Raw genomic sequence first — 12037 nt, 5'->3', positions numbered from 1 at the left:
TTGTGTTAACCCTATTTCTCTTGCCAGCCATCGGGAATCGGCGCACATTCCCGATAATTATTCCGTTTTGCGGAAAATATCGTGACAAGAGGTTCTGGCGGGCATGAACGTGAAAAGGGCGGTATCGGAGGCAGTGGTGAGTTTTGCCGACGTCATCCTTGAACAGGGTGGCGAAATTTCGGCCAAGCTCGACATGCTGCGGATCGAGAAGTTCCCTCCCAATGCCCAGAAGACGCTGCGGCAGTTCTCGCTGGCCGAAGTGGCCGATTTCGTCGGGGTCTCCCAGAGCTATCTGAAGAAGCTGCATCTTTCCGGCAAGGGTGTCGAGCCCAGCGTCACCTCCACCGGCCGGCGGTATTACACCGCCGAGCAGATGAACGAACTGCGCCATCTGCTCGACCGCGTGCCCCACCGCAAGCCCGGCGAGAAATTGCAGGTGATCGCCGTCGTCAACTTCAAGGGTGGCTCCGGCAAGACGACCACCTCCGCGCATCTGGCGCAATTCATGGCGCTGAAAGGCTATCGTGTCCTGGCGGTGGATCTCGACCCGCAGGCGTCGATGACGGCACTCTACGGCATTCAACCGGAGCTGGATGAAAAACCCTCGCTCTACGAATCGCTGCGCTACGACGACCAGCGCAAGTCGATCACGTCCGTGATCCAGCCGACGAATTTTCCGAACCTCGACGTCATTCCGGCCAATCTCGAATTGCAGGAATACGAATACGAGACGCCGCTCGCCATGCAGCGCAAGGATACGTCGGATGGCAAGCTTTTCTACACGCGCATCGGCAGTGCGCTGGCCGAGGTCGACGACCGCTATGATGTCGTCGTCGTCGATTGCCCTCCCCAGCTCGGCTATCTGACGCTGACGGCCTTGACGGCGGCGACCTCCGTTCTCATCACCGTTCATCCGCAGATGCTCGATATCATGTCCATGTCGCAGTTCCTGCTGATGCTCGGCGATATCCTGAAGAGCGTCGAAGGCGCCGGTATCAATGTCAGCCTCGACTGGTTCCGCTATCTCATCACGCGGTATGAGCCGATGGATATTCCCCAGCAGCAGATGGTCGGCTTCATGCAGTCGATGTTCGCGCAGCAGATGATGAAGAGCCACATGGTCAAGTCGACCGCGGTTTCCGACGCCGGCCTGACCAAGCAGACACTTTATGAGGTGGAGCGCGCCCAGTTCACCCCTGCGACCTACGACCGCGCCCGCGAGGCGATGGACGCCGTCAACGGGGAGGTCATCGAGCTGATGCAGAAGGCCTGGGGGCGGCGCCATGCGTGAGGTGTTGTCAGCCGTACATATTGCAATTTTTTCGAATGAATTCATTGCCTTGACGGGTAACGGAGGACAACGGGATGGCGCGTAAGGGTATTTTCGCGAATATTACCTCGGCGGACAATGCCCAGCCGGAACGCAAGACCATTCCGGGCTATGCGACGCGCGGTGCGTCGCGCTCGATGATCAATTCGCTGAGCGAACTGGCGGAGAAGGCGGCGCTGGTCGATCAGGCGCTGAGCGGGGAGGCGGTCGTCGATCTCGACCCGGCCAGTATCGATGCATCCTTCGTCAGCGATCGCATGGAAGACGATCCCGAGGCCTTCGGCGCACTGGTGGAGGCGATCCGCGAACGGGGGCAGGATACACCCGTTCTGGTCCGGCCGCACCCGCGGGCGGAAGGGCGCTACCAGATCGTGTTCGGCCATCGTCGCGTTCGGGCTGCCGCCCTGCTCGAACGGCCTGTCCGTGCCGTCATCAAACCCGTTTCCGACGTCGATCACGTCATCGCCCAAGGCCAGGAAAACTCGGCCCGCGAGAATCTTTCCTTCATCGAGCGGGCGGCCTTCGCCCAGCGGCTTTCCGACCTCGGCCATGAGCGGCGCACCATCCAGCAGGCGCTTTCCGTCGATGCGCCGATGCTGACCCGCATGCTTTCGGTCACGTCGCGCATTCCGGCGGCTGTGATCGAGGCCATAGGCACGGCCAAGACCGTCGGCCGCGATCGCTGGACGGAGCTTGCGCAACTGGTCGAACACCCCGGCAACCGTGCAGTGGCATTGGCCGCCATCGGGAAAGAGGGGTTCGGCGCGCTGGCTTCGGATGCGCGCTTCGAGTGCCTCGTCAGGGAGGTCAGGCAGGCGAGCAAGCCGGCTCGCCGTTCGCCGGCCCCGGGCACATGGGCGGCCGAGGACCAGGCCGTTGCCGCCGAGTTCAAGGGCGCGGGGAAAAGCTATTCGATCGCGTTGAAATCCAAGGATGCCGTGAAGTTCGGCCGCTACATCAGCGCCAATCTCGAACGGCTGTACGAAGAGTTCAAGACTACCAACCGTCAAGGAGACTGAACGCAAAAGAAAAGGCCCCCAAAACGTTTCCGTTCCGGAAGCCCTTCTCGTGTGTAGCAGCTAGAGAATCGCATTTCCCGGATTCCCCGTCAAGCGTTTTTGGCATCGTTTGGGTGAACTGTTTTCTTTTGCCGGCAGAAAGGTGAAGAAAATGCAGACCGGGAATGTGACGACGCCCTTCGGGCGGCGGCCGATGACGCTTGCCCTGATCAGAAGGCAGCTTGAAGCGGCGGAGATGCCTGCGGGCAAATCGGCCGACAAGTGGAAGATCTTTCGCGACGCCTGCGATGCCCGAACCCTGCTCGGTCTCAAGGATCGGGCACTGGCCGTGCTGAACGCGCTTTTGACCTTTCACCCCGATACACAGCTTTCATCGGATGGCAACCTGGTGGTCTTTCCGTCCAATGCGCAGCTCAGTGCCCGCGCCAATGGGATTGCTGGAACGACCTTGCGCGAAAATCTGGCGCTTCTCGTCAAGGCCGGGCTGATCCACCGGAAGGATAGCCCGAACGGCAAGCGTTATGCCCGCAAGACCGCCGAGGGTGCCATCGACGATGCTTACGGGTTCAGCCTGGCGCCATTGCTTGCCAGAGCGGAGGAACTTGCAGGGCTGGCGCAGCAGGTTGCCGAGGAACGGATGCGGATGCGGATCCTGCGCGAAAAGATCACCATCCTGCGCCGTGACTTGCGGAAGATGATTTCGGCTGCGATGGAAGAGGGGGCCGAGGGTGACTGGGAAATGATTGAGGCCCATTATATCGCCACCGTCGCGACGATGCGGCATGCCAAGGCCCGCGAAGAACTGGAATCTGTCCTGGATACGTTGGCCATGCTGCACGATGAAGTGCTCAACACGTTGGAAATGCAGCTAGAAACACAAAAAAACGACGGCAATGATAACGGTATCCGTCAGCACATACAGAATTCAAATACCAAACCCATCCATGAATCTGAACCAAGCTCTGAAACAGAGCAGGGCGCAACGTCAGCAGTCGAATCTCAGCCGGTGAACATGCCGCCCAAGCCATTCCCATTGGGTATGGTGCTCAGGGCGTGCCCGCAGATCAGCGATTACGGTGCGGACGGTACATTATTGGACTGGCGTGATCTCATGGCGGCGGCAGTGGTCGTTCGCTCGACGCTCGGGGTCAGTCCTTCGGCCTATCAGGAGGCGTGTGCGGTCATGGGGCCGGAAAATGCGGCGACGGCGATTGCCTGCATTCTCGAAAGGGCAGGGCACATCCATTCGCCCGGCGGTTATCTACGCGATCTCACCCGTCGGGCGGAGCGTGGTGAATTCTCCCTCGGCCCGATGCTGATGGCGCTGATGAAGGCCAATGCCGGGCAAGAGCGACAGGTGTCGTGAGTGCTGCCGGCGATGAGGCGTATTAAATACGATCCGATTCAGGGTTTCTGCGCCACGTTTAAACGCTTGGCCATCCACTCGGCCATCATGGCGTTGCTGTCCGATGCAAATCGTTCATCGAGAACGTCGGATTTCACAATGCGATCGGCCCGGAAGTGCCGATAATCCCCGCGCAGCTTGCTCAGCACGCTTTCGGCGGCTTCCTGCAACTTCGGATCGCGAATGCGGTGAACCAGATTGACGCCGACCGCAATGGCTTCGATCTCCTCGACCGTGAACATCAGGGGTGGAAGGTCGAACCCCTTGCGCAGCATATAACCGAGCCCCGGTTCGCCCTCGATCGGGATGCGGCGCGCTTGCAGCGTCGCGATGTCCCGGTAGATGGTCCGTGTTGTCACTTCCAATTTTTGCGCCAGCATAGCCGCCGTCGTCGGCCGCGATTTGCCCCGCAGCGCCTGGATGATATCGAAGAGACGGTCGGCACGGCGCAAGAAGGGCCCTCAACACTCCTGACAAAACGATGTCAGGAGCATCGCTGTACAAAGCCTCGAATGCAAGGGGGCTTTGCGATGCAAGACAACAGGAACACATGGCTTGGAACGGTGCTGATTATCGGCTCGGCGGTTGCCTATAGCCTGTCCGGCTATTTTACCCGGCTGATTGCGCTGGATGTCTGGACAGTCTTGTTCTGGCGGGGAATCTTCGGGGGCTTCTTCATCGCAGCCTATCTCCTCTGGAGTCACGGGAAAGATCTTCGGGAAACAATCCGGGCGATCGGCTTATGGGTGACGATCTGCTTCATCCATGCGCTGCGATTGGCTCCGGTTGCCGATGTCATGACGATCGGTGCTGCGATCCCCTTCATGACCGCCCTCATGGCGCTCGTCTTCATGGGGGAACGGGAAGGCTGGAGCACATGGGGCGCCAGCTTCATCGCACTTGCGGGCGTGACGATCATCGTCAATCCACATGCCTCGGGGGGATATCTGGCGGGTTATGCCTTCGCGATGATCACGGCGCTCTCCTATGCTGCCATGATGATCATTATCCGCGAGAACAGGCACGTGTCCATGCTTCCGGCAGCGTGCCTTTCCGCCTTTCTCTGCGCTTTCGTGGTCTTGCCGTTTTCTCAGCCCACACAGGTCCCGGCGGCGAGTATGTTCGATCTGATACTGTTCGGAACCGCTCAATTCGGCCTTGGCCTTCTGTTGATGACGGCCGGAACGCGGCTGATCTCGGCGACGCGCTCGGCCCTCATAGCCAGTATCGAAAATCCGCTCGCTCCCCTTTGGGTCTGGCTGGCCTTCGGGGAGACGCCCGCGTTGGCCACCTGGATCGGAGGTAGCCTCGTCATGGGAGCGGTCGTTCTCGACATTCTTGTGAAATCAGGGCGGAAACGAAATCCCGTTGACGTCCCGGCGGGTCAGGATGACCGGTTAGGTGCTCTGGGTGAACTTAGCCGGGAGCGTGAGCAGTGAAGTGGGGGAGGGGCTTTACCAACGAACCTTGTCATAAACCTCAGTTGCCGAGGGATGGAGCGGAGTTTTCCTGAGCGTGATTTTCGAGGTTTTGCGCGACGACAGAGGTATTTTCTTTATAATGAGATAAACAAACGATAATGCAATATTATCGGTCGTTTTATGCTTGCGACAAGCGGTGCGGATTTTTGTGAAATTTATAGCATAAACCGCACAGTTATTGTAGGCTGTCGGTATGGATTCGCCCGTCGCCTCCCCCGTTTCCGCTCCGATGTTCATCGCCGCCTTGCCCGGCTGGGCCCTGCCGCGTGGCCGCGAGCCGGACGCGCTTGCCGCCGCCTTCGCCGCCGGCATTGCCTTGAAATCGCTGGACGATCTCGTTCGTTCCGCGCCCCCATGGGCCGGCTGCTGGCGCTCCCGTCAGGCCCTGAAATGTGCCGCCGTCGCGGTCAGGCTGATGGGGCGCAGCGAGGATGAGGCAGCGCTGCGCGATGCCGTTTTGCTCACCGCGGCTGGCGACGATCCTGGCCCGGCTGGAAAAGTGTTTTTGGTCTACAAAAGGGTTTCCACCCGAAAACCCGCCTTCTCCTCCAAGGCAGTGGCTGAGCTTGCCGATCTTCTGGGGCTTGCCTGGGACGATCGCCTCACCGCGGCCGTCGACCACGCCGACGACGCGCTACAATCGGGCCGCCCGGCGCCTTTCGCCGCGGCGGACCTGGTCACGGCCATGCATGCCGCGCGGCCGGATACCGAGCCGCTCGCCTGGATGCTGGCCGACCTGCTGATCGCCGCGCTGCTGAAATGGGATTTTGCCGTGCCGCTGCTGATGGCCGAACGCTATGGGCCGGCCTTCAAGACGCTTGGGGGCAGGGGCCGCGTGCGCCCGGGTGAACCGGCCTTTGCCCGTGCTGTCTGCCTTGCCCTCACGGAGGCAACGAGCGCGGCCCTGCGCACCGCCAGTGGCATCGCCCGCCGCGCCGAGACGCTGCGCGCCGTCGCGCCAAAGGTTCGCACCAAGGGCGCTGGCGCCGTCATCCAGGCCCTGCTCGACGAGGATGCCGTGGCCGCCTCGGCGCCCGGCACCTCTCTCTCGCGCTGGGCGGCGACCCGGCTGTTCGACCGGCTGGAAGGCTTTGGCGCCGTGCGGGAACTGTCCGGCCGAAGCTCGTTCCGGATCTATGGACTATGACAATGGCTGAACCGGACGCAGTCAAACCACCGCATGGCAAAAGGCGCACTGGGCAAGCGAAGGCCGGAGATGAATATCTCCTGGATCGGGAGCTGGTGGATTTGCCGCCGGAGCTGCGCTGGCGGGAATGGATGTTGCGCGTCGAGGCGGTGATCTTTGCCGCGGCCGAGCCCGTCGGCCGCGAGACGCTGGCCCGTGTCGTCAGCAAGGACTGCAGCGTCGACCTCTTGATCGATGACCTGCGCGCGGAATTGCGTGACCGGCCCTATGAGATCGTGTTCGCCGCCGGCGGCTGGCAGCACCGAACGCATTCGCGTTTCGCCGTTTCGATCCGGGCGTCGCAGGCGCCGACGCGGAGTGCAGCGCCGGCGCTGTCCGACTTCGAGGCCATGGTGCTGATGGCGATTGCCTACTTCCAGCCGATCACCCGCGGCGACCTGTCAAAAATCTTCGGCAAGGAGGTCAGCCGCGACACCATCGCCAGCCTGCGCAATGCCAACTTCCTCGCCTCCGGCCCACGCAGCCCGACGCCGGGCGCACCCTATACCTATGTCACGACGAAACACTTCCTCACCGCGTTTGGTATGGAGACGCTGCGCGATCTGCCCGACATCGAGGCACTGGAGGATGCTGGGCTGTTGATAAAACGCGCTGAACAAGATGAAACCAGCTTTGTCGAAGTACGAGCGGAGGGAGAAGCGATCTCCACTGAGTAGGGATCTGCGTAATTCGCCTGCCGAGACGGTCCGCGCCCGCATGCGCTGGATTGGCCTAGTTTTCGGGCGGGAAATACAAGCATCTTGAGGTGCCGGATGCGAGGCGTAAGCTCTGGTGCGCGTGAGCGTGGCAAGCTACAGATACAAGATGACTGCTAATGCTTGAAACACATGGACACCAAACTAACCCTCGGTCTCTCTGAGCAGCTGTTCGCTGAGGCGCTTGCTCTTGAAATTTCGACCGCTGGTGTACGGCCGGTTGATGCTGCCGAGCATGTGCTGATACAAACCCTCGTGCAAAGCCTTAGCAGCACGTAGTGGCTAAACCATCGCAAATCGCCGTCCGTGAAAATTCATGCGATGTACTATAAAAACCGGTGCGCGCCATTGGCCCATCTGGCGCGAAACGGGTACGAAACTTCGTACGTCGAATTGAAATTTTCCACGGCCGCAGATGCCTTCGGTGCGCCCCAAGCCTTGGGGGAGGTGGCAAGATATCCAGCGTGAACAAGATCGACAATAAGACCGGCAAATTGATTGCATCGCTCCGTGCCTACCACTATGTTCTTAATTGTGAATTTAGAGGCATGGGAACCGGCAAAAAATGGTAACGCTCGCAAGCATTGAGCCCCTTCTTCCCGACAGCAATCGAGATCTGGAAGATTTGACGATCGAGCTGACGTCGGCGGCCAGCCGTTTCGCTGCGCGCCTGCACCCACTTATGCGGGCTTCTATCGGCGATCTGGTGCGCTCGATGAACTGCTACTACTCAAATCTGATAGAGGGGCACAATACCCTCCCGATCGATATCGACCGGGCCATGTTAGGCGACTTTTCCGGCGAACCGGAGAAGCGCAACCTTCAGCTTGAGGCTCGCGCCCACATCGAGGTGCAGCAACTCGTCGATCGAGGAGACATGCCGTTTCCCGTGCTGTCTATCGACGGAATCTGCTGGCTTCATGGGGAGTTCTGCGGGCGGTTGCCTGCGGACCTGCTGATTGTCCGGAATCCCGATACGGGCGAAGTAATTCGAATGACCCCCGGCCAGCTCAGGACGCGGCATGTCAAAGTAGGGGAGCATATCGCCCCAGAGCCCGACATGATTGAGCCGCTCCTTGGGCGGTTCGTTGAAGGCTACGGCTTGAAGATGCTTTCCAAGCTACAGCGGATCATTGGCGTCGGCGCCTCTCACCATCGTCTAGCATGGATCCATCCATTCTTTGATGGCAACGGGCGTGTCTCACGGCTGTTTTCGCACGCCCTTCTGCGCGATCTCGGGATCGGTTCAGAACTGTGGTCTGTTTCACGAGGTCTTGCAAGAAATGTCTCGGATTACAAACGCCTACTGTCCCAGGCCGATCAGCCAAGGCGCGGTGATTTGGATGGACGGGGTAACCTGACGCAAGCCGGGCTGACTGAGTTTACCTCATTCTTCCTGTCGTGCTGCCTGGACCAGGTCACGTTCATGGAGGAGCTTCTCAAGCCGGAGGAATTGCTGAACCGCATCGAAGTCTGGTGTAACGAGGAGGTTCAGATGCAGCGGCTTCCAAAGGGAAGCTGGCCGCTCTTGCGTGAAGCCGTCATCAGCGGGGAGTTTTTCCGATCGCAGATCCAGGGGCTGACGGGCTATCAGGAGCGGCAGGCACGGACGGTACTGTCGAGTTTGCTACATATCGGTGTCCTCAAATCGGATACGGCCAAGGGCAAAGTTCGCCTCGGCTTCCCCGTCGATATTATCGAGCGCTGGCTTCCACGCCTCTACCCCGCGGTCCGCTAGTCAATGAGGTCATCGGCATGAAACAGCAGTTCGACCTGTTTGGTACGGGGGAGGCGAGGGAGCCCGAAACGAAGGTTCAGTCTGCCCCCAACAACGGCGTGCAAGGAGCTCAGGATGAGATCGATATGGTCCGCCGGCTTGAAGAAACAGGCCGCTATCGCGTTCTGCGGAAACTCGTGGCTCGCACCATCGCGGATGAGCCGCGGCCCGGCTTTCCATTACGTGGCGCCATTGTCGATACGGAGACGACAGGCCTTAATGCCCGCAAGGACGAAATCATCGAGATAGGGATCGTCGCCTTCAGCTTCGACGAAACCGGAAACATCGGCGATGTCACGGACGTCTAGTCGACATCGACGTTGCCGCCGATGACGTTGGAGGGGAGGGAGATCGAAATCTTGTAGTCGGGTTCGTGCTCCCGCCACTGATTTCGGTTGGTGTAGGTTTTCGGGACGCTCCAAAGCGGCAGGAAATTGTAGCTCAAGTGGTTATGGAGCTCGATGAGGCCCGGGTAGATTGTCCCGCGGGTGTCGATCGGTGTGATGCCCGCGAATTCATTGGGAACGTGACCGGGGTCGGCGACGACGGCGGCAATGCGGTCTGCTGCGACGGTTGTTCGGCGCGGTGTCGCTCACTTGCCAAGGCCCGGTAGCGTTGGAGTAGCGTCTGAAATTCGTCCCAAACGTCGGTTTTTGCTTTGATCTTCATGATGAGCAGAGTGGCGATTGTCATGGAAATGCCGAGTGCGGCGCTTGTTGGCACTCGCCTCGATCTATGACGGGGGCTCGCGGTCAGATGCCGCCCGTCTCGGCAACGTGACGCTGCAGATTGTTCGGGACTGGGTGTTGCGCTTCAACGAGCGCGGCCCCCAAGGCCTCATCAATGGCAAGGCTCCTGGCCAGCAGTCTCGGTTGAACGATCAGCAGCGCACAGCCTTGGCGCAGGCCATGGAGCGCGGGCCGACACCCTATCTCGACGATGTTGTTCGCTGGCGTCTATGTGATCTGGCGCAATGGCTGTGGGAAGAATTCCGTGTTTCCGTCAGCGAGCAGACGCTGAGCCGTGAGGTGCGGGCCATGGGCTATCGCAAGCTGGCAGTCCGGCCCAAACATCACGCTCAAGACCCTCAAGCCATTGAGGACTTTAAAAAACCTCCCCGCCGCGGTGGCAGAGATTGCCGCTGGAGCAGCCCGAGGAAAACGGATAGAGATCTGGTTCGAGGACGAGGCCCGTATCGGGCAAAAGAACAAGATCACACGCCGTTGGGCCAGGCGCGGAACACGACCTTCAGCACCGCACGATCAGCGCACAAGGTCGGCCTACATCTTCGGCGCAATCTGCCCGAAGCTCAGCAAGGCGGCGGCGCTGGTCATGCCATGGTGTGACACCTACGCAATGACCCGGCATCTGGCCGAAATCGCCCGTCATGTCGATGATGGCGCGCACGCCATCCTCATCATGGATCAGGCGGGCTGGCATATGTCCAACAATCTCGTCGTGCCCGAAAACATCACCATCCTGCCATTGCCGCCGAAGTCGCCGGAGTTGAACCCGGTCGAAAACCTCTGGCACTTCATGCGCGAGGACTGGCTATCAAACCGGGTCTTCAAATCCTACAGTTTCTCTGCCGGTGCTGCTGACGAACAGCCTCAGATCAAGCCCGAACTCGTCGGTGTGATCGACCGGAGCGCATGTAGAGTTGGCGCGGATTGGAGGATCATTGAGATTCTTTTACCGAAGCGAGCGGCAACACGGCTTCGAGCGAGTGTAGGCCGGATGCGCCAGGTGTTTTTGGAGCCGGTCCGGTGGCGCGAAATCAGACCTCCGTCTTGGTAAGGCTGGAGCGGGACCATAAATCCTCGTTCATATTGGCCTCGATGGCGGTGCCTTTATGGAGGAGAGCGGAAATCCGGTCTGGATCGCACCCAGCCGCTGCGAGAAGCTCACAGGTGTGTTCCCCCAGTAGCGGCGGCGGCAGGCGGGAAACCGCCTCGCCGGTGATGCCCGGCAAGGGGAAGTCGGGCGAGGCGAAATTGAGATCGGCGAAGCCCAGCTCGGAATATTTGCCTGGGACCCGGGCCTGCGGCGCGTCGAGAACCCGATCGGCGGACAGGACTTCGGTAAAGCCCATTCCGGCCGCGGAAAGGTGCTCGGCCAGTTCGTCATAGGTCTTCGTATGGACCGCCTTCGCGACGATCTCCTCGACCTCCGGGCGCTGGCGCCGGCGCTGGCGAAGGGTTGCGAACTCGGGCGACGGTGTGACCGCCGTGGCCTGGCAGAACCGCCGCCAGTGTTCGTCCGTCAGCATCACGAGATAGATCCAGCGCCCGTCGGCCGTCTCATAGGCGCCGTAGCCGGGCATGCTGAATTCGGGCGAGGGCTCCTGCTCGGGTTTGCCTGTGAGCTGGCATTTCAGCTGCACGCCGACCAGTTCGCGCGCGGCGATATGAAGGCCGGTCTCGTACAATCCGAATTCGATGCGGCGGCGGCTGGGCGGAGACGCCGGGTCGAGCAACGCCGCCAGAACGCCGATGACGGCGTAGGCGCCGGCAAACTGGTCGTGATAGGACGGGCCGAGCCGCGACGGGCGTCCGTCGACCCGGTTGGCGAACATGACGCCGGTCGCCGCCTCGGCGATCGGGTTGGAGGCGATCTCCTCGGCAAGCGGGCCCTCGCCGTAACCCTTGATATGGCAGTAGACGATGTCCGGGTTGACGGCCACACAGTCGTCGTAGGTGACATTCAGCTTGCGTGCCGCGCTGGGCGACAGATTGTGCAGGACGACGTCCGCGTCTGCCAGCAGGCGGCGGAAGATGTCCCGGCCTTCGTCGGAGCCGATATCCAGGCAAAGGCTTCGTTTCCCGCGATTGTAGGCGATGTAGGTTCCGCTCGGTCCGCCGCGCACCAGCTTGCGCGTCGTTTCTCCCCCCGGAGGCTCGATCTTGATGACCTCCGCTCCCAGTTGACTCAGAATGTGGGTGGCGAACGGCGCGGCGATCATGCTGCCCAATTCGAGAACCTTCCGGTTCGTGAGAATTCCAGCCTGTGTCACGTCGCATTCTTCCTTTCCGTTCCTGCACCAGCAGGATTGCGATCAAGATCGCGATAAATAATGCACAATATATTGTTTATCGAAACCGATGCGTCAATCCGCGATTTTGA

Annotated in this window: 10 protein-coding genes and 2 pseudogenes; 9 read left to right on the top strand and 3 right to left on the bottom strand. The window is 60.4% G+C overall.

Features of this window, described 5'->3' with window-relative positions:
• Positions 1–103 precede the first annotated feature (103 nt).
• From repA to repC, 3 genes are all read left to right on the top strand, one after another.
• The gene (gene repA / locus NOF55_RS08910) at positions 104–1291 is read left to right on the top strand and encodes a plasmid partitioning protein RepA (RefSeq protein ID WP_306411016.1); all 1188 of its coding nucleotides are present in this window, start codon (positions 104–106) and stop codon (positions 1289–1291) included.
• 74 nt (positions 1292–1365) lie between these two features.
• Positions 1366–2349, top strand: coding sequence for a plasmid partitioning protein RepB (repB, locus tag NOF55_RS08905; RefSeq protein ID WP_306411015.1), 984 nt, complete (start codon positions 1366–1368; stop codon positions 2347–2349).
• A 151-nt stretch (positions 2350–2500) separates the two neighbouring features.
• Positions 2501–3715, top strand: a complete 1215-nt coding sequence (gene repC / locus NOF55_RS08900; protein ID WP_306411014.1) for a plasmid replication protein RepC — start codon at positions 2501–2503, stop codon at positions 3713–3715.
• Positions 3716–3753: 38 nt separating this feature from the next.
• On the opposite strand, the gene NOF55_RS08895 is transcribed toward repC, so the two are convergent.
• Positions 3754–4206, bottom strand: a complete 453-nt coding sequence (locus NOF55_RS08895) for a helix-turn-helix transcriptional regulator (protein WP_306411013.1) — start codon at positions 4204–4206, stop codon at positions 3754–3756.
• A gap of 78 nt (positions 4207–4284) precedes the next feature.
• On the opposite strand from NOF55_RS08895, the gene NOF55_RS08890 reads away from it, so the two are divergent.
• From NOF55_RS08890 to NOF55_RS08870, 5 genes and pseudogenes are all read left to right on the top strand, one after another.
• On the top strand, positions 4285–5193 hold the full coding sequence (locus NOF55_RS08890) for a DMT family transporter (protein ID WP_306411012.1): 909 nt from the start codon (positions 4285–4287) through the stop codon (positions 5191–5193).
• Between the two features lie 235 nt (positions 5194–5428).
• Positions 5429–6382 carry a DUF1403 family protein gene (locus NOF55_RS08885; protein ID WP_306411011.1) on the top strand — a complete coding sequence of 318 codons (954 nt, stop codon included), beginning with the start codon at positions 5429–5431 and terminating at the stop codon, positions 6380–6382.
• Between the two features lie 2 nt (positions 6383–6384).
• A complete protein-coding gene (gene scpB, locus NOF55_RS08880) occupies positions 6385–7098 on the top strand; it encodes an SMC-Scp complex subunit ScpB (protein ID WP_306411010.1) in 714 nt (237 codons plus the stop codon).
• Between the two features lie 604 nt (positions 7099–7702).
• Entirely contained in the window at positions 7703–8875 is a 1173-nt protein-coding gene (locus tag NOF55_RS08875; RefSeq protein WP_306411009.1) for a Fic family protein, read from the top strand.
• Positions 8876–8892: 17 nt separating this feature from the next.
• A pseudogene (locus NOF55_RS08870) lies at positions 8893–9219 on the top strand (exonuclease domain-containing protein); the annotation flags it as partial.
• Here NOF55_RS08870 and NOF55_RS08865 read toward each other — a convergent pair.
• A complete protein-coding gene (locus NOF55_RS08865; RefSeq protein WP_306411008.1) occupies positions 9219–9359 on the bottom strand; it encodes a hypothetical protein in 141 nt (46 codons plus the stop codon). The pseudogene NOF55_RS08870 and the gene NOF55_RS08865 sit on opposite strands and share 1 nt — an antisense overlap.
• 256 nt (positions 9360–9615) lie before the next feature.
• Between NOF55_RS08865 and NOF55_RS08860 the strand changes: the two are divergent.
• Positions 9616–10489, top strand: a pseudogene (locus NOF55_RS08860) (IS630 family transposase); the annotation flags it as partial.
• A gap of 202 nt (positions 10490–10691) precedes the next feature.
• On the opposite strand, the gene NOF55_RS08855 reads toward NOF55_RS08860, so the two are convergent.
• Positions 10692–11927, bottom strand: a complete 1236-nt coding sequence (locus NOF55_RS08855; RefSeq protein ID WP_306411007.1) for a CaiB/BaiF CoA transferase family protein — start codon at positions 11925–11927, stop codon at positions 10692–10694.
• Positions 11928–12037 lie beyond the last annotated feature (110 nt).

It is taken from the genome of Ectorhizobium quercum (genome assembly GCF_026552795.1).
GTDB classification, from domain to species: Bacteria; Pseudomonadota; Alphaproteobacteria; order Rhizobiales; family Rhizobiaceae; genus Ectorhizobium; species Ectorhizobium quercum.
The sequence above is the reverse complement of the archived record's forward strand: the minus strand, read 5'-3'. Positions and strand labels throughout refer to the sequence as shown.

Bases quoted from the DNA above. Each gene is read 5' to 3' on its own strand.
- repA (WP_306411016.1), top strand. From the start codon at position 104: ATGAACGTGAAAAGGGCGGTATCGGAGGCAGTGGTGAGTTTTGCCGAC.
- repB (WP_306411015.1), top strand. From the start codon at position 1,366: ATGGCGCGTAAGGGTATTTTCGCGAATATTACCTCGGCGGACAATGCC.
- repC (WP_306411014.1), top strand. From the start codon at position 2,501: ATGCAGACCGGGAATGTGACGACGCCCTTCGGGCGGCGGCCGATGACG.
- NOF55_RS08890 (WP_306411012.1), top strand. From the start codon at position 4,285: ATGCAAGACAACAGGAACACATGGCTTGGAACGGTGCTGATTATCGGC.
- NOF55_RS08885 (WP_306411011.1), top strand. From the start codon at position 5,429: ATGGATTCGCCCGTCGCCTCCCCCGTTTCCGCTCCGATGTTCATCGCC.
- scpB (WP_306411010.1), top strand. From the start codon at position 6,385: ATGGCTGAACCGGACGCAGTCAAACCACCGCATGGCAAAAGGCGCACT.
- NOF55_RS08875 (WP_306411009.1), top strand. From the start codon at position 7,703: ATGGTAACGCTCGCAAGCATTGAGCCCCTTCTTCCCGACAGCAATCGA.